Source organism: Eubacterium segne, from assembly GCF_014287775.1.
Taxonomy (GTDB): domain Bacteria; phylum Bacillota; class Clostridia; order Lachnospirales; family Lachnospiraceae; genus Eubacterium_G; species Eubacterium_G segne.
On sequence record NZ_JACOOZ010000005.1, the window covers coordinates 11,782 to 30,581 of the forward strand.

Consider the following 18,800-nt stretch of genomic DNA (forward strand, 5'->3'; position numbering starts at 1 on the left):
CGCACGAAATATTATTTGCCGGGCGTAAGAACATCGAAAAGCTATGCTTTGAGATGTCCGCTAGCTAAAATCGGGTAGGAGTCAGCCTACTCGATGTTATGAAAAATATTTCTTTTTAATCTCTTCCACAGGCATATCTTTTCCCGTAAATAACTTAAAAGCTTCAGCTCCCTGATATAACAGCATATATATGCCGTTAAAGGTAGGACATCCATGTTCTTTGGCAATTTTTAAAAGCTTAGTTTCCATTGGATTATATATTACATCTGAAACAATAAGGTTTTCATTAAAAATTGAAAAATCCTTCACTATACAATTATCAGTATTTGGTGCCATGCCAACAGATGTGGCATTGGTTAAAATCTTACTGTTTGAGATAGCTTCGTTTAATATATCGTCATTGCCTAACTCAATAAGCTTTGCATCACAATCTGTGTTGGAATTAACCATATCAACCATTTTTTCTGCTTTTTCCCAGAACCTGTCCTTAATACTGAAAAGGTTGATTTTTTTAACACCATCTAATGCTGCCTGAACAAAGATGGAAGATGCTGCACCACCGGCACCAAGAAGAGTCATGGTTTCGCCCTTAATATCAAAACCTGCATCCTTTACTGACTGCATGTAACCTATGCCGTCAGTGTTATGACCTATGTATCTGCCATTTTCATTTACAACGGTGTTTACGGCACCAATCATTTTAGCAGCAGGAGATAAATCATCTAATAACTCACAGATTGCGGTTTTGTCAGGCATTGTACAGTTAAAGCCTGCGACATTTAATTTTTTTAATCCTTCAAAAGCTGTTTTTAAGTTATCTTCCTTAACATCAAAACAAAGATATACATAGTCAAGTCTTAAAAGTCTGAATGCTTCGTTATGCATTAAAGGGGATTTGCTATGTGCCACGGGACTTCCCAAAAGTCCGGTGAGTCTTGTATGTCCTGTAATTTCATTGATACATCCCATATGAAAATTCCACCTTTCAAATAAAATCCTTATTAAGTATAAAGTGTCAGGGAAAAAATGTAAACCTTTGCATTGACTAAATTTAAAGGCTAAACTATACTCTATTTATTGTCAACGTGGAGGTTACAAATGAAGGAAAAGAATTTCGGGAAAATAACTTTGTCAAATAATCAGGCAAGAGTTTGTGTTCCGGTTATGGGAAAAACTACGGAAGAAGTATTACAGCAGTTAAAAAGTGTCGTAGAAATGGAACCGGATATAATAGAGTGGCGGGGAGATTTTTTTGAAACCGATAACAATGAAGGATACCTGAATGTCCTAAAACAAATGAAAGACGTTAATGAAAATATTCCTGTTATATTTACAATAAGAACAGATTCAGAAGGTGGAAATAAAAAGATAGGTTGGAATGAATATTGTGATTTGTGCTTATTTATTGCAGAAAAAGGCAAAGAATTTAATGTAGAATTTGTGGACGTGGAAGTATTTAAGGATGATAAGGCTAATGAATTGATTAATAGCCTTCATGAAAAGGGAATGAATGTTATAGGTTCTAATCATCATTTTGACAAAACTCCGGACAAGGAAGAAATGGTGAAAATATTAAGCACCATAGAAAAATCAGGGGCAGATGTTTGTAAATTAGCAGTTATGCCAAGGGATAAAAAAGACGTCGAAGTGTTAATTGAAGCATCAAAGGAGACAGATGAAAAAATAAAGGCACCAATTATTACAATGTCTATGGGTGAATTAGGAGCCGTAACAAGGGTTATACCTAAAATCACAAAAACTTCAGTTACCTTTGCAGCAGGAGTAAGTGCTTCAGCACCGGGACAGCCTGGTATTAAGGTTGTGAGAAAGCTCTTACAGGAAAACAAACATTGCCCTTTGCAGGGAAACATAGCCATAATAGGATTTATGGGAACAGGAAAGACCACGGTTTCTTCTGCATTATCAAAAATAACGGGACTTAAGGAAATTGACGTGGATGCGTATATAGTAGAAAAGGCAAAAATGTCCATAAGTGAAATTTTTGAAAAATACGGTGAGGAATATTTCAGAAACTTAGAAACAGAAAGCCTTAGGGAAATTGCAAATAACAAAAATCAGATAATTTCCTGTGGCGGCGGTGCCGTGTTAAAAGATGAAAATGTGGACATACTAAAAAACAGCGGAACTATTGTACTTCTTACAGCTACACCGGAAACAATATTTGACAGGGTAAAGGATCATACCCACAGACCGATACTTAACAATGACATGAGTCTTAGCCATGTAAAAAGTCTTATGGAGAAGAGAGAACCAAGGTATCAGTCAGTAGCGGATATAAAGGTTAATGTGGATAGTAACGACAGAATTTTAACCTGCTACGACATGCTTTGTAAGCTGGAAGAAAAAGGTTGAAATATATTAGGATATATCATATAATAGGAATAACGTGAGCAATCACAGACGAACTTTTAGGAGGAAATATTATGGTAACAGCAGGCGATTTCAAGAACGGTATTACAATTGAATACGATGGAAAGATTTGTCAGATTATCGAATTTCAGCATGTAAAACCGGGAAAAGGCGCAGCGTTCGTTAGAACAAAGTTAAAAGATATTAAGAGTGGCGGTGTTGTAGAAACAACATTCAGACCAACTGAAAAATTTGAAAATGCTCATATCGACAGAAAGGATATGCAGTACTTATACAATGATGGTGATTTATATTACTTCATGGATGGAGAAACATATGACCAGATTGCCATCGGTTCAGAAAAAGTTGGAGATTCTTTGAAATTTGTAAAGGAAAATGAAACAGTAAAGATTTGTTCATGCAAAGGCGATGTATTTGCCATCGAACCACCTATTACAGTTGAATTACAGATTACAGAGACAGAACCTGGCTTCAAGGGAAATACAGCTACTAATGCTACAAAGCCGGCAGTAGTTGAAACAGGAGCTACAGTATATGTTCCTTTATTTGTTGAACAGGGCGAAACAATTGTTATTGATACACGAACAGGTGAATACTCAAAGAGAGTATAAAAAGATACCTTAAATAAAAAAACGAGACCAATGAGTGCTTGCATTCATGGTCTCGTTTTTTTATAATGACTTTAGATAATTTTTTGAAGGAGGACACGAAAGTGAAAAGAATTATTAGTATTTTATTAACGATGGCAATGATGGTGTCGTTAATATCTGTCAGTTCAACTAATTTGACAAAGGCAGATGAAAAAAGTGATTGGCAGAAGAATGCCATAACAGCTCCGGTACAGGGAAAACTTGTGGGAGCAGGTTACATTGATATAAAATTCGATGGAACATTAGAAAATGCGTCAGGTTATCAGGTTTATTTTGATGGGAAAAATGAATGTGATTTAGTTGACGGAACTAAGGCTGTGATGACATTTGATGCCAAAGGGCTTTCTAAGGAAGCAAAGTGTGAAGTATACACTACACAGGTATCTGCCCATACGGCATATGTTGTAGCTACAATGGACGATGGAACAGAGGTTAAAAGTGATGAAGTAACTTTTTACGTTTCCAAAAAAGGTGTTGCCCTTGGTGCTGATATGAGTTCAACAGTTAAATTAAGTGATATGAACTGCGCATGGTATTATAACTGGGCACCAACACAGTTTAATTCCGTAGTTGATAATTTTAGCGAAATTCCTGTTGCACCTATGATATGGGGTAAGGATGTAATGGAGCATATTCCTGACATTACATCAAAGGATAAATATATACTTGGATTTAATGAGCCGGATCATCCTGAACAGTCTAATCTTACGGTGGATGAAGCTGTAGAACTGTGGAAAGACATTACAGCTACAGGTCGTAGAACGGTAGCTCCGGCTGTAGCATCAAGTACAGAGTGGTTAGATGCATTTGTTAAAAAGGTAGATGAGGACGAGAATTTAAGATGCGATGCAATACCTATGCATTTTTACACAGCCTTTCCTGAAAAAGGACAGGCTCAGGTATTACTTAACAAAATTGATGAATTGTATAAAAGATATAACAGGCCAATCTGGCTGACTGAGGTTTCAGTATGGGGACAGCATCCGGTACTTACTAACAATAGTTATCAGAATCCAACGGCAAGAAAAAATGTGGAGAATTTCATGAAGGAAATTGTGGAAGGATTAGAAGAACGTCCATATGTTGAACGTTATTCATGGTTCCCTTATAATATTAACAGTGCCAATGAAATAGACGGAGCAGCATACAGTGGAGCTTCAGCATTATTTGATTATGAAACAGGTGCAATTACCCAGTTAGGAGAGTTGTACGCAAGTTTGGGAAATCCTGAGGGCTATCAGTTATCAGTTATAACTAATAAGTATGTGGAAAAAGAGGAAACTACTACGCAGGAACCTACTACAAAGAAAAATGTAACAACACAGCCTGCTACGACGTCAGCGCCGAAAAAAAAGGCAAAACCTGCAAAGGTTTCAGTAAAAAAAGCAACTAACGTTAAGAAACTTTCTGTAAAGTTAATATGGAAAAGTGCTAAGAATGCAAAGAAATATCAGGTACAGTATTCTTTAGATAAGAAGTTTAGAACAGCAAAGAAGTATAAGACTAAGACAGTTACAACTAAAAAAGTTACTTATACAGTGAAGAAACTTACTAAAAAGAAAAAATATTACTTCAGAATAAGAGGAGTTAACGGAAAAACATACGGAAGTTGGTCTAAGGCTAAGAAAGTAAGTATAAAAAAATAAAAAAGACTATTTACGGAGGCTGAATTTTGAACATAGTAATATTAGATGCAGAAACATTATCTTTAAATAATGATATAGATTTTTCAGCATTTGATCAATATGGAAATGTTAAAATATATGGAAGCACAGGGGAAAATCAGATAGTTGAACGGATAAGTGAGGCAGATGTTGTATTATGTAATAAGACACCATTATTTGAAAAGACGCTGTGTAAAGCAACTAAACTTAAGTATATTGGGTTATTTGCAACGGGATATAATAACGTGGATTTAGAGTACACCCGTAAAAAGGGAATAACGGTATGTAACGCAGGAAGCTATTCCACAGAGGCGGTGGCACAACATGTTTTTGCATTTATTCTTCATTTTTACAACAAGATTTCAAGGTATAATTATTTTGTACAAGAAGGCGGATGGATAAAAACCGACAAATTTTCCCCGTTTATGGAAATGAAGGAATTAAGTGGAAAAACTATAGGCATAATAGGATATGGCTCTATTGGAAAGAAGGTGGCTCAAATTGCAAATGCCTTTGGCATGAATGTGCTTGCCTACAGTCGAAGTGCACTAAAAAATGAGGGCACAATACTAAAAAATGAGTCATTTGCAGAATATGCACAGGTTGATACAATTCTTAAGAAGTCAGACATTGTTACAATGCACTGCCCATTAAACAGGGATTCGGAAAAAATGTGCAACAAAGAATTCTTTTGTAAAATGAAGCGTGATAGTTTGTTCATTAACACATCCCGTGGAGGTGTGGTGGATGAGGATGATTTAGTCTATGCCCTTAACCATGATGTTATATGTGGAGCGGCATTAGATGTGGTATCAAAAGAACCGATGGCGCCTAATTGTCAGTTACTTAATGCCAAAAACATTATAATCACTCCTCATGCTGCATGGGCTCCGTTGGAGACAAGAACGCGACTTATTAAAATCGTTTCAGAAAATTTGCAAAAATGGCTTGCAGGAACCCCTATAAATGTTATAGAATAAAACAAAAGGGGCGTCGGTTAGAACACAAAATCTAATACGTTTTGATATGGGAGAGCGGATATTTCCCAAATTGTATTAAAATTTTATATCTTAAAGGAGGAACAATCATGAAAAGATTGGCAAAGAAATTTGCAGCATCAGTTCTTGCACTTACACTTGTAATTGCTATGGGAACTACATGTTTTGCAGCAACTTGGGGCAGCTACTTTGTTGCTACAGAAGGATGGTACGAAGGAGCAGAAGGAAAGTTAACATCAAACAAGGCATCAGGCTTTACAGCAGCTATTGATTCTGTAGGCTGGATGGGTGTTTGGGGAGCTCAGGTTTACATTGATGGAGCTAAAAGCGGAAATGCTAAAAACATTAATGTAAAGAAGGGACAGACATACACACTTTCATTTACAATTAAGGCAACAAATATCACAAAGTTTGCATATGTTAAGGTTGCTACAGGTGATACATTAGCATACTCAACATGGGTAAAGATTCCAGCTAACAAGACAGTTAAGGTAAACAAGACATTTAAGGCAAAAGCTAATGCAAACTCAGTTTATTTTGGACTTGGTGGAGATATCGGTGACAGAGAAGGTGTATCAGAAGACGGAGATGCCACTACAAGATATCAGGTATTTAGAAAACAGTTTAAGCAGGAACCAGCAGACGGACTTGCAGTTGATGCTAATGGAGATTACTCATCATCAACGTTAATTACTGTATCTAAGTTTACATTAGTTCAGCAGCCAAAGATTAAGTCAGTTAAGTCAACAAAGAAGGGCAAAGTTACCGTTAAGTTTGCAAAGGCTGCAGGAGCTTCAAAATACAAAGTGAAAGTTGGAAGAAAGGTAACTACAACTAAAAAAACAACAGTTACAGTTAAAGCTAAGGCTGGAAAGAAAGTAAGTGTACAGGTAGCAGCAGTTGCAAAATCATCAGGTGTTGCAGGTGCATATAGTGCAAAGAAAACAGTTAAGGTTAAAAAATAATATAATACTGTTTACAGTATATGAAAAGGATCGTTGCATGACGGTCCTTTTTACGTTATAATACCAAAAAATTAGGCATTTGATATAAAGACTATTATAAGTCGGAAGAAGTCGAACGATTTTTTACATTTTTAGGAAAAAATAGTGTATAATAATATTGATAAAAAAATAATACACCAAAGTGTGGTAAGGGGGAAATACAATGATTGACAAAGTTATTGAGAACAACAGAGTGAGTATTATAGGAGAAATCGTATCAGAATTCAGATTTAGCCATGAAGTTTTTGGAGAGGGATTTTACATAGTTGATGTGTCTGTAGACCGACTAAGTGATTTAACAGATGTAATTCCGTTAATGGTATCTGAGAGACTGGTAGATATTAACGAAGACTACCAGGGCAGACTGGTAGAGGTTTCAGGTCAGTTTAGATCCTATAACAGGCACGAGGGGACAAAGAACAAGCTGGTTCTTTCCATATTCGTAAGAGAATGGGAAGAGGTAGAAGAGAATCTTGAGTCAGGAAAAACTAATCAAATCTTTTTGGATGGATATATCTGTAAGGCACCAATTTACAGAAAAACGCCATTAGGAAGGGAAATTGCTGATTTGCTTATTGCTGTAAATCGCCCATATGGAAAGTCAGATTATATACCTTGTATTGCATGGGGGAGAAATGCGAGATATGCATCTAACTTTGAAGTGGGAGGACATATTCAAATCTGGGGAAGAGTTCAGAGCAGGGAATATGTAAAGAAGATTAGTGAGGAAGAGACTGAAAAGCATGTAGCCTATGAAGTTTCGGTAAGTAAGTTAGAATATATTGATGATTAAAAATATACTGTTGTGTTTAGTTCCGGTAAGGAGCAATCCACAACAGTATATTTTTTTGAATTAAAAGAAAAAAATCTGACGGTTAAAATATAAGATATTCAGGAAAAGATGTAAAAATGATTTTATGTATATAAGGTATGAAAAACTGAATTGTGATAATTATACCAATATATGGTAGTGGTTATAAATAAAATATGTGAAAAAAATCACATTTGAAATGGATAAAAGTATTTTTATTTGTGAAAAGTGCGTAATTGAAACATTTTTATATTGATTATCTTTATAAAAAATGTTACAATACAGGTAACTGAAAATTAGGCGTTTTCAAAAAAGGAGAAATATTTAAAGGAGGAAATGAAAATGAGAAATATTTTCAAGAAAGCGTTAGCAGGAACAATGTCAGTTGCATTGGTTGCATCTTTATTTGTAGGAGCTGATGTTAATAAGACAACAGTAAAGGCAGAGGATGGACAGTTATCATCATGGCAGGTATATCAGTCAGGAACTGCACCACATGCTTGGGGTGATTATGAGGAGTCAGCATATAATTCAATTACTTTTACTGATTCAGCTAATACAACAGTTACAAATTTCAATTCAGCAACAACAAATGCCAATGGTGAAGTTGTTGGAGGAATAACTGATTCAGGCGTGGTTGCAAATGGTTTTGCAGCTAATATCAAGAGCAATGGTTGGCAGGCAGACTATGGTAATGGTTTAAACAATCCATGGTCACTTAGAATGACAATGGATAATATCAAACTTACAGAGGGTCATATTTATAATATTTCATTTAAGGCAAAAGCTACATCAACTAAGTATTTTAACCTTGCATTTAATACAGGTTCAGGTGACTATATGTTTGGTGAAACAGAAGCAGAACTTGGAACTGATGAAAAGACATTTACATACACCGAATTTAAGAGCCAGGCAACAACATCTTTACAGATGGTTATTTCATTAGGAGCTTTCCCGGTTGTAAATGAAAATGTAAAGGCTAAAGAAGCAAACTGGACAGGTACAGTTACATTCTCAGATATCACTTTTGAAGATTTAGGTGTTGATCCGGATTATGAAAAGGCACCGGAAATTCCAACAGAAAAACCTACAGTTAAGCCAACTGAGAAACCTACAGTTAAGCCAACTGAGAAACCAACAGTAAAACCTACAGTTAAGCCAACAACAAAGCCTACTGTAAAAACACTTGCAAAGGTTAAAGGTCTTAAGGCTGTAAACAAGAAAAAAGGAACTGTTAAGCTTTCATGGAAGAAGGTTTCAAAGGCTAAGAAGTACCAGATTAAGGTTGGAAGCAAGACATATAGCGCAAAGAAGAATACATTAACAGTTAAGAAACTTAAAAAGGGTAAGAAATACACATTTAAGGTTCGTGCAATTGCAAGTGGATACAAATCAAGTGCATGGGTTAAAAAGTCAATTAAAATTAAAAAATAGTTTTTGACAGCATACTATATAAATGTTACCCAATGCTTATGCATTGGGTAACTGTTTAATAACAGGTAATTTATCAATTTGTTCAGGAGGACAAGAAGTGAGAAAAGGATTTTTAAAGAAAGTATCATCAGTTGCTTTAGCTCTTACTATGGTAGTTGGTTCAATTAATATTGTTCCAGCTGCATCACATGCCAGCAATGGAGCTAATGTTGCTTCAAATATTACATGGAACTATTTTTCAATAATTCCTGCGGATGGAAAAGAATCAAGCTTAGATAAGCTTCATAATGGACATGTAGATGGAGAAGATGGTAAGAAGGTTAAGTATTGTTGGTATCATGCATTGACACATATTAGAACTGAGGATTATCCTAATGGTCAGGTTCCTTTAGGAGATTTTGCAACACAGGGATGGGTTGCACCGGGAGCAACAGCTTCTAAAGCTCAGTTTTGGGCAGCTAATACAGGATGGGACGGACAGTATAATGAACGTGACGGCTCATTAGTAGGTGATAATCCGTACGGACTTAGATTTTATACATCAAATATTCCTGTAGAAAAAGGTCGTACATATACTGTATCTTTCAAATATAGAAGTACACTTAAAGGTAAGAAAACTATATATGAAAAAGATGAATACGGTGATTACAAATACGATGAAAACGGTGAAAGAATTCCGGTATTAGATGAAAATAATGATCCGATACAGGAAGATAATTACATTAAGCACATAGGTTTTAATGTTATTAATCCTGCCAATAATAACGGCTTAGATTTAACTTCATATTCAGGATGTACATCAGGTGGAAGTATTGAAGCAGATAGCAGTGTTGAAGGCGAAAAGACTGTAAAGGTAACAGTAAAGGTTCCAAAGACATATGCAGGAAACGCAATATGTGTTCAGTTTACAGCCGGTTCATATATTACAACATATCCTGATGAAACAGCAATGAAGGGTAGCCTTTTTGTTGATGATTTCAAAGTTACAGCAGGTAACCAGTATACAGTTAAGTACATATGTGGAAATCAGTCATATACAGAGCATGTTAATGCTGGAGAAAAGGCATCAGGACATCAGTTCGCTGTAAAGGGAAAGACATTCTCTGCATACAAAGTAGGTTCATCAAAATACAATCTTTCTACACCTGTAAAGGGCAACTTAAATATTACATGTGTTTACACAGCTACAAAGAAGCCGGGTAAGGCAAAAGTAACATTTAAGGCTGCAAAGAAGAGTGCTAAATTAAGATTTAAGAAGCTTTCTAATGCAAAGGGATACGAAATTAAGTATGCTAATAACAGCAAAATGAAAAAGGCTAAAACAAAGACAACAACAAAATCAAGTATAGCGATTAAGAAGTTAAAATCAGGAAAGAAGACATATTTCCGGGTTAGAGCATACAATTTAGATTCAGCAGGAAAGAAAGTATACAGCAAAAAAGTTGTAAAGAAATCTATTGTTATTAAATAATTAGATTTTAAATATTTGAAAGGGTGGAAGGGTTATATATTTAAATAACTTTTTCTGCCCTTTTATTTATAGGCATTTGTTAGGGTTTATGATGAAAATGCTAGGAGGTTTTCATAATTTATATGGAGAAAATAAAAAAAATATTGGCTATGGTTTTATCCGTTGCATTATTATTTTCAGGAATGATATTTGACAATACTGTAACTAAGGCAGACGAGACAAATACCTGGTCAGGTGAAGCAATAATAAGCCCGGAACAAAATAAGTTAATTGGTGCGGGATATATTGATATTAAATGGAATAATACATTGGAAAATGTAAAGCAGTATAAGGTCTATATTGACGGAACATTAAAAAAGACAATGTCACCATCAGGGGACATTATGAAATTTGAATTTTATACTACCAATGTGAAGGGATATACAGAACAAATTGTTGCAGAATTAAAGGATAACACTGTTGTAAAATCAGATGTAAGAAATTTTTATGTAACAAAAAAAGGAATATGTGTCAACCGAAGAGATATGGGTGCAGCAGTTGATCCGGCATCAATGAATATCGGATGGTATTATGACTGGGACTACAAATCATTAAAAGACTGGAATTATAAAAATAAAAAATTTTATGATTTAGAGTTTGTTCCTATGATTTGGGGAGACGATTCAGTAGATATTTCTAAAAGATGTGAGTATGCCAACAGAAAAGGTTACAAATATATGTTGTCATATAATGAGCCGGATTTAAAAGGGGAATCAAATAAGCAGCCTGATACAATGAGATACAGATGGAATGAAATGATTGACAGCAAAGGAAGTCTCAGATTAGGTTCTCCTGCAACAGAAACATTTCAGATTAATTCTGACAAGTGGTGGACACCATTTTGGAATGGCTTAAATCAAACGCAGAAAAATAATATGACATTTATTGCAGTACATGCATATCAGCATTATTATGACAATGCTGACACGGCATTAGAGTATCTTCATACAATAGATGAAATATATGCAAAATACAAAAAGCCTATTTGGATTACTGAGTTCGCAGTAGCGGATTCAGGAAATGTATTTAATCCTAAAAACGCCAAGCATAATGCACAGGTTCAGGAATTTATGAAAATTGTTCTTAAGGGATTAAATGAAAGAAGCTATGTTGAAAGATATTCATGGTTCGATTTTAATCCGGAAGATTCAAAAACAGGTGCTTCAGGTATTTATTATTATGATACGGGAAAGCTTACAACCTTAGGACAGATATATGCAAATATTGGAAATCCGGCAGGATATAATGCTAAAAAGTATAATGTATTATATACAACTTCAAAGAATACATCCATGGCTTCCTGCGTTGCGGCAGTGCCTACTACAGTTTATAGTGTGACAGCTAAAAAGAAGGCCTTTAGCTATAGCATAAAATCTGTAAAAAGAGCCGCAGGATATCAGGTTCAGTATTCATTAAACAAGAAGTTTAGCACAAAGAAAAAATACAAAACAAAAACAAAGAATATTTCAGCAACAAGTGCTACAGTTAAAAACGGCACAATTAAAAAGCTAACAAAGAAGAAAACGTATTATGTAAGAGTGAGAGCTTATAAAGTAATTAATGGAAAGAAATACTATTGTAAGTGGAGCAAAACAAATAAAGTAAAAATAAAAAAATAGAACCATATTAAGGGGTGGTAATGCCGCCCCTTAATTAATATCATAAGATTGGATTTAGAGTATTATGTTAAAAAGCAGAAAGAAAGTAATTATGGGGATTTTATTATTAGGACTAATAATAGTATCTCTTGTGGCAGGTTTTAAAATAAATGACAAGAATCGAATACAAAAAATTAATGCAAATAAAAGCAGCTGGAAGGAAAATGCCATAACCTTTCCTGAGGCAGGAACACTGCAACCGGCAGGATATATTACAATAAATTGGAACAGTGCTGAAAAAATAGGTAAGGTTAAAAAGTATGTAATTTATGCAGATGATAAAAAAATAGCAGAAACTAACGGAAAAACCACTACCTATGAGTATTACACCACAGAGGTTAAGTTACATAAGATATACATAGAGGCACAAATAGAAAAAGGCTCGAAAATTTATTCTGATGTTATTCCTTTTTACGTGAATAAAAAGGGATTGTGCATGAATAAGGATATGGCAAGAAATGTTGATGCCGGTAACTGGGGAGTTTCATGGTATTATAACTGGAGCATAACCAAACATAATTTCACCAGTTTTAGAGATTTACAGTTTGTGCCAATGATGTGGACAACAGCACCTACAGATAAGCAGGAAATATCGGTATTGCCTAAGCTGGGATATAAGTATGTGCTGGCATTTAATGAGCCGGATTTGGAGGAACAGTCCAATATATCAGTAGAAGATGCAGTAGAGGGAATGAAGGCATTTATGAATCAGGATATTTATGTAGGTTCTCCTGCCACGGCATTATGTCCTCCATGGTCAGATGACTGGTTTGTGCCATTTATGAAACAAATGAAAAAAGAAAAAATGGATGTTGATTTTATACCTATTCATCATTATTGGAACTGGTGGAATGAAGAGGGGGTACAGGCATTTTTAGATTTAGTTGACAAAACATGGGAGATGTATCACAAGCCAATTTGGATAACGGAATTTGCCATAAGTGGTGTTCCTTACAGAACAAAGCAAATGAGACAATCAGTTATTGATTATATGAAGGGTGTTATTCCTGAATTAGATAAAAGAGATTATGTGGAGAGGTATTCATGGTTCTCTTTTAATCCTACAGATTACAGAAACGGAGGTTCCGCATTACTTGATATAACTACAGGTGAAATTACGGATTTAGGAAAACTATATCAGAGCCTTGGAATGCCTGAAGGATATGAAAATAGTAGTAAAGTTAAAAAAGAAAAAAATACACAAAAAGATATAGTAAAATAATGACATAATTAACTAAAAAAACATATAATAAATAAAAGTATTTTAGTTGACACTATTTAATGTCAGTGTTATTATAAACATAGTTGAACGATAGTAGAGGTTGCGCTAATTATTAGTAGGTTATATGATGTCCCGGAGGCAGATGACTATAGCAGAAAGGATGCGGCGCCGAAGGAGATGGTTTCCGGAGATTGTTTCCTGGGTATGTGGTTAACAGCCATATGACTGTCATACATATTTTATGTATGGGGAGCTACTTATAAGTTTTATATCAGAATTCTTATAAGGAGCTTATTTTAAGCTCCTTTTACTATGGTTTACAAGTACATATAAAATATAGGAGGAATAGAAAATGTCTATTTTTACAGGTGCCGGTGTAGCCATTATTACACCTTTTAATGAAGATGGTTCAGTTAATTATGAAGAGTTTGGGAGAATTATTGATGACCAGATAAGTGGTGGTTCAGATGCCATTATTGTATGTGGTACAACAGGTGAGTCATCAACAATGGATCACGATGAGCATATTGAAGTAATTAAGTATTGTGTAGAAAAGGTAGCAGGAAGAGTTCCTGTTATTGCAGGCTCAGGTTCAAATTGTACACGTGAAGCCATAAATATTTCGAAGAGAGCTGAGGAGGTTGGAGCTAACGGACTTCTTTGTGTTACACCATATTACAATAAGTGTACCCAGGAAGGTCTTTACCAGTATTATAAAGCTATTTCAGATGCAGTTAATATTCCGATTATTATGTATAACATACCGGGAAGAACAGGCACAACTATCCAGCCTGAAACAGCAGTAAGAATTGCAAAAGAAGTTAAAAATGTAGTAGCTATTAAGGAAGCATCAGGAAATATTTCAGCTGTTGCTAAATTAGCAGCTTTAGCAGACGGATGTATTGATATATATTCAGGAAATGATGACCAGGTACTTCCTATATTATCATTAGGAGGAAAAGGTGTTATTTCAGTGTGGTCACATGTTGCTCCAAAGAAGGTTCATGATATGGTATACGCATATTTAAACGGAGATACAGCTACAGCTACAAAGCTTCAGTTAGAGGCTATAGATGTGATTGGAGCATTATTTTGCGAAGTAAATCCTATACCTGTTAAGGCAGCTATGAATATGTTAGGTTATAAGGCAGGTCCCGTAAGAGCGCCTCTTACTGAATTATCAGATGCTCATAAGGAATTACTTGAAAAGGCATTAAAGGATTACGGAGTCCTCTAAAGAGCATTTTACATTTAGAAGAAAAATCTAAACACGGAGGTTAAAGATGGTTAATGTTATAATGCACGGATGTAATGGCAAAATGGGAAGAGTCATTACCAATCTTGTGTCACAGGACAATGATATAGAAATTGTAGCCGGTGTAGATGCTTATACAGGTATAGATAATGAATATCCGGTATTTACTTCAATAAAGGAGTGTACCGTAAAGGCAGATGTAATAATTGATTTTGCTGTCACATCGGCGATTGACAATTTATTAGATTATTCTGTCAGCACTAAAACACCTGTGGTTATATGTACAACAGGACTGTCTGCAGAGCAGCTTGAAAAAGTGAACGAGGCCAGCAAAAAGGTGGCAGTTCTCCGTTCAGCTAATATGTCATTAGGTATTAATACACTTATGAAACTTTTAAAAACTGCTACGGAAGTTTTAGCTAACAGAGGTTTTGATATTGAAATTGTGGAAAAACATCACAATCAGAAGGTTGATGCTCCTAGTGGAACAGCGTTAGCCCTGGCAGATTGTATGAATCAGGTTTTAGATAATCAGTACGATTACACCTATGACAGAAGCACTGTACGCCAGAAGAGAGCTAAAAACGAAATTGGAATTTCAGCAGTTCGTGGTGGCACAATTGTAGGTGAACATGAAGTTATCTTTGCAGGAATAGATGAAGTTATTGAAATTAAGCATACAGCATATTCAAAGGCAATTTTTGCTAAGGGAGCCATTGATGCAGCTAAGTTCTTAAAAGGAAAAGAAGCCGGATTATATAATATGGCAGATGTAATAGACTAATTTATTGAATTTTTAAATAGACTGTTGTTTTTTTGATTAAAATCAATAAAACACAGTCTATTTTTTGTATAAAAATTAAAAAAGTGAAAACAATATTGTTATCGGGTGGAAACAAAGAGAAAAATTTGAGAAAACCGATAAGATATGGAAAATCATTTGGAGGATTTATAGTATGAAAACATTTAAAATTTACTTATTAGCCATGACATTGTTAGTGTCTGCATTATGTTTTGCAGCATGTGGCAACACAAACAATGATGAAAATGCCACAACAACAGAGAATGTTACAACAGAAAACGGTGCAAATTCAGGTATTATTAACGATACCACAAATAATGGAAATGCAGATAATAACGGAACAAAAAATGACGGTGTGGTAGATGATATTGGAAATGATATTAAAGACGGCGTAGATGATGTTATTGATGATATGGATGGAAATAATAATAAAAATAACAGCAACAATAACAACAATACAACTAAGAAAAATACTACAACACAGAATAACACTACAACTAAAAAATAAGGGTATCAATTATTAAAAATAAGCATAATCTATTATGATAAATAGTTTTGTAATGGTTTAATATGGCTTATAAAATAATATTAGACCCGGGGCACGGTGGTTCTGACCCGGGTGCAAACTTTAATGGAAGACAGGAAAAGGATGATGCATTGGCACTTGCCATGGCAGTAGGAAAACTTTTAACTAATGCAGGCTTTGATGTGGAATATACCAGAACTGCTGATGTATATAATACTCCTTTTGAAAAGGCAATGATTGCCAACAATGCAGGCGGAGATTTGTTTGTATCTTTCCACAGAAATTCCTCAGCTGTACCTAATACTTACACAGGAGTACAGACTTTGGTGTATAACAGGGAAGGTTTAAAGGAAAAATTAGCGGAAAACATTAACAAAAATCTTACGGCAATCGGTTTTGAAGATAAGGGAATTGTGGAAAGACCAAATCTTGTGGTTTTAAAGCGTACAAAAATGCCGGCAGTTTTAATTGAGGCAGGATTTATTAATTCAGATAAAGATAATGAATTATTTGATAATAATTTTAATGAAATTGCTCAGGGTATTGCAGATGCCATAATTGATACATTAGATGATAGTGGAATTTCTGCCACGGATGCCCAGGTTTATACTATTCAGGTAGGAGCATTTAGGAACGGACAGTTAGCCAATAATATGGCAGCCCAGCTTAAAGCCATGCAGTTTCCGGCTATGGTGGTCTTCGAAGACGGATTATACAAAGTCCGGGTAGGAGAATTTAAAAGCCTTGATAATGCTGTAGAAATGGAACAAAGGCTTAGGGCAATGGGCTATAATACATTTATAAGAAGCTGATTTTATGAAAAAGTTTCAGGTGACAAAAACAGGATTAAGGTTCATTAATCTGTTGCCTGAAACTTTTATTTGTATTTATTAACGTATAATGATAAAATTGTCCTATTAATTAAGGAGGAAAAAAATGAATAACGGATATGTAAAGGTCGCAGCTGCAACACCTAAAATTGTTATAGGTGACTGTGGTCACAATAAATTAGAAATAGCAAAAATGACAGAAGAAGCATATAAAAACGGAGCACAGCTTATAGTTTTTCCGGAACTATGCATTACAGGATACACTGCATCGGATTTGTTCTGGCAAAAAAATATGTTAGATTTGGCATTTGAAAAAATAAATGAGTTAGCAAAAGATACGAAAGATATGGAAATTGTTTCAGTAGTTGGGGCACCAATAAGACATAAAAATAAACTGTATAATTGCGGAGTAGTAATATATGCAGGAGAAATTAAAGGAATAGTGCCAAAATCATTTATTCCAAGTTACTCAGAATTTTATGAGGGACGACATTTTACATCAGGAGAGGGAATTAAAAAAGGTGAAACAAGGGGAGAAATCCCATTTGGAACAAATTTGATTTTTGATTGTGGCAATATAGAGAATTTCACCTTTGCCATTGAAATATGTGAAGATTTGTGGGTACCAAATCCACCAAGTACAAACCATGCTTTAGCAGGAGCTAATGTTATATTAAACCTTTCTGCCAGTGATGAAATTACCGGAAAGGCTGATTATAGAAGAAAGTTAGTGGAAATGCAGTCGGCAAAAAACATTTGTGCATATATTTATTCAGATGCAGGAGATGGTGAATCATCTACCGATTTAGTATTTGCAGGGCATAACATCATAGCGGAAAACGGAACCATGGTAGCCCAGTCAAAGCGTTTTGAAAGCAGTAATATAACCTATGGAGATATAGATTTAGATAAGATTGCCACAGAAAGACAAAGAATGACAACATTCTATGTAAACCCGGATAATGAGGATTATATGAATGTATCTGTTAAACTTAAAAATAAAGAAGTGAAAGTTGACAGATATATTGACAAGGCACCTTTTGTACCGTCAGATACAAATAAGAGAAATGCAAGATGCGAGGAAATATTGGAAATTCAGACCTGGGGACTTAGAAGACGTCTTGAACATACAGGATGCTCAAATGCAGTAATAGGAATTTCAGGTGGTCTTGATTCCACATTGGCACTTCTTGTTACAGTAAAGGCTTTTGATGCATTGGGACTTGACAGAAAAGGAATACATGCAGTGACAATGCCGGGCTTTGGAACCACAGACAGAACATACTTAAATGCGGTGGAGCTAATTAAGAAATTAGGATGTGACTTTAAGGAAATTAACATATCAGAAGCAGTTACATTGCATCTTGCCCAAATAGAACATAATATTGAAAATCACGATGTTACTTATGAAAATGCCCAGGCAAGACAAAGAACGTATCTTTTGATGGATTTGGCAAACAAATACAATGGAATGGTAATTGGAACAGGAGATATGTCGGAGCTGGCATTAGGATGGGCAACTTATAATGGAGATCATATGTCCATGTATGGGGTAAATGCAGGAGTTCCAAAAACTCTTGTAAGGCATTTAGTTAAATATTATGCAGATGTAAATGAAGGAAAAATCAGCAACATTTTGTATGATATTTTAGATACACCGGTGAGCCCTGAACTTTTACCACCAAAGGACGGAGTGATAGCCCAGAAAACAGAAGAGCTTGTAGGTCCTTATGAGCTTCATGATTTCTTCCTTTACTATATGTTAAGATTTGGATATACTCCGAAAAAAATACAGTTTCTTGCAGAACTTGCCTTTGATGGGGAATATGATACAGAGACTATAAAAAAATGGCTTAAGACCTTTTACAGGAGATTTTTCTCACAGCAGTTTAAGAGAAGCTGTCTGCCGGATGGACCAAAGGTAGGTACAGTTGCCGTATCACCTAGGGGAGATTTAAGAATGCCTAGTGATGCCAGTGTTAAAGAATGGCTGGATGAAATTAAATAAAAAAGCAAAGGTAAAAAGACGGGAGTTCCCGTCTTTT

Annotated in this window: 16 protein-coding genes and 1 riboswitch; of the genes, 15 read left to right on the forward strand and 1 reads right to left on the reverse strand. The window is 35.1% G+C overall.

Translation table 11 applies throughout. The features are described 5' to 3' along the window. Positions 1-96: 96 nt before the first annotated feature. Complete coding sequence (locus H8S00_RS07890) at positions 97-969, reverse strand: shikimate dehydrogenase (RefSeq protein WP_186840370.1); 873 nt, start codon at positions 967-969, stop codon at positions 97-99. A gap of 129 nt (positions 970-1,098) precedes the next feature. Between H8S00_RS07890 and aroD the strand changes: the two genes are divergently transcribed. The 15 genes from aroD (at position 1,099) to H8S00_RS07965 (ending at position 18,763) form a co-directional block, all read left to right on the forward strand. Continuing rightward, entirely contained in the window at positions 1,099-2,373 is a 1,275-nt protein-coding gene (gene aroD / locus H8S00_RS07895; RefSeq protein ID WP_118588691.1) for a type I 3-dehydroquinate dehydratase, read from the forward strand. Between the two features lie 71 nt (positions 2,374-2,444). Then, positions 2,445-3,002 (forward strand): elongation factor P, encoded by a 558-nt coding sequence (gene efp, locus H8S00_RS07900; protein ID WP_021953188.1) that lies wholly within the window; start codon positions 2,445-2,447, stop codon positions 3,000-3,002. A gap of 101 nt (positions 3,003-3,103) precedes the next feature. Then, complete coding sequence (locus H8S00_RS07905) at positions 3,104-4,687, forward strand: glycosyl hydrolase (protein ID WP_158576785.1); 1,584 nt, start codon at positions 3,104-3,106, stop codon at positions 4,685-4,687. A gap of 26 nt (positions 4,688-4,713) precedes the next feature. Further along, positions 4,714-5,685 carry an NAD(P)-dependent oxidoreductase gene (locus H8S00_RS07910; protein ID WP_021953186.1) on the forward strand — a complete coding sequence of 324 codons (972 nt, stop codon included), beginning with the start codon at positions 4,714-4,716 and terminating at the stop codon, positions 5,683-5,685. 107 nt (positions 5,686-5,792) lie between these two features. Then, complete coding sequence (locus H8S00_RS07915; protein ID WP_118588689.1) at positions 5,793-6,668, forward strand: carbohydrate binding domain-containing protein; 876 nt, start codon at positions 5,793-5,795, stop codon at positions 6,666-6,668. A gap of 202 nt (positions 6,669-6,870) precedes the next feature. Beyond that, entirely contained in the window at positions 6,871-7,500 is a 630-nt protein-coding gene (locus H8S00_RS07920; RefSeq protein WP_021953184.1) for a single-stranded DNA-binding protein, read from the forward strand. Between the two features lie 360 nt (positions 7,501-7,860). Continuing rightward, positions 7,861-8,952 (forward strand): PT domain-containing protein, encoded by a 1,092-nt coding sequence (locus H8S00_RS07925; RefSeq protein ID WP_186840371.1) that lies wholly within the window; start codon positions 7,861-7,863, stop codon positions 8,950-8,952. Positions 8,953-9,049: 97 nt separating this feature from the next. Next, positions 9,050-10,423, forward strand: coding sequence for a hypothetical protein (locus tag H8S00_RS07930; RefSeq protein ID WP_021953182.1), 1,374 nt, complete (start codon positions 9,050-9,052; stop codon positions 10,421-10,423). A 122-nt stretch (positions 10,424-10,545) separates the two neighbouring features. Then, positions 10,546-12,081: a glycosyl hydrolase gene (locus H8S00_RS07935; RefSeq protein ID WP_118588688.1), complete on the forward strand. Its 1,536-nt coding sequence runs from the start codon at positions 10,546-10,548 to the stop codon at positions 12,079-12,081. 64 nt (positions 12,082-12,145) lie between these two features. Continuing rightward, positions 12,146-13,342 (forward strand): glycosyl hydrolase, encoded by a 1,197-nt coding sequence (locus H8S00_RS07940; RefSeq protein ID WP_021953180.1) that lies wholly within the window; start codon positions 12,146-12,148, stop codon positions 13,340-13,342. Between the two features lie 86 nt (positions 13,343-13,428). After that, positions 13,429-13,606, forward strand: a riboswitch (Lysine riboswitch). A gap of 88 nt (positions 13,607-13,694) precedes the next feature. Beyond that, the gene (dapA, locus tag H8S00_RS07945; RefSeq protein WP_021953179.1) at positions 13,695-14,579 is read left to right on the forward strand and encodes a 4-hydroxy-tetrahydrodipicolinate synthase; all 885 of its coding nucleotides are present in this window, start codon (positions 13,695-13,697) and stop codon (positions 14,577-14,579) included. A gap of 46 nt (positions 14,580-14,625) precedes the next feature. Next, positions 14,626-15,381 (forward strand): 4-hydroxy-tetrahydrodipicolinate reductase, encoded by a 756-nt coding sequence (gene dapB, locus H8S00_RS07950; RefSeq protein ID WP_021953178.1) that lies wholly within the window; start codon positions 14,626-14,628, stop codon positions 15,379-15,381. A 172-nt stretch (positions 15,382-15,553) separates the two neighbouring features. Then, on the forward strand, positions 15,554-15,907 hold the full coding sequence (locus H8S00_RS07955) for a hypothetical protein (protein WP_021953177.1): 354 nt from the start codon (positions 15,554-15,556) through the stop codon (positions 15,905-15,907). Positions 15,908-15,969: 62 nt separating this feature from the next. Then, positions 15,970-16,737 carry an N-acetylmuramoyl-L-alanine amidase gene (locus H8S00_RS07960; protein WP_118588687.1) on the forward strand — a complete coding sequence of 256 codons (768 nt, stop codon included), beginning with the start codon at positions 15,970-15,972 and terminating at the stop codon, positions 16,735-16,737. A gap of 124 nt (positions 16,738-16,861) precedes the next feature. Then, entirely contained in the window at positions 16,862-18,763 is a 1,902-nt protein-coding gene (locus H8S00_RS07965) for an NAD(+) synthase (protein WP_118588686.1), read from the forward strand. Positions 18,764-18,800: the final 37 nt, after the last annotated feature.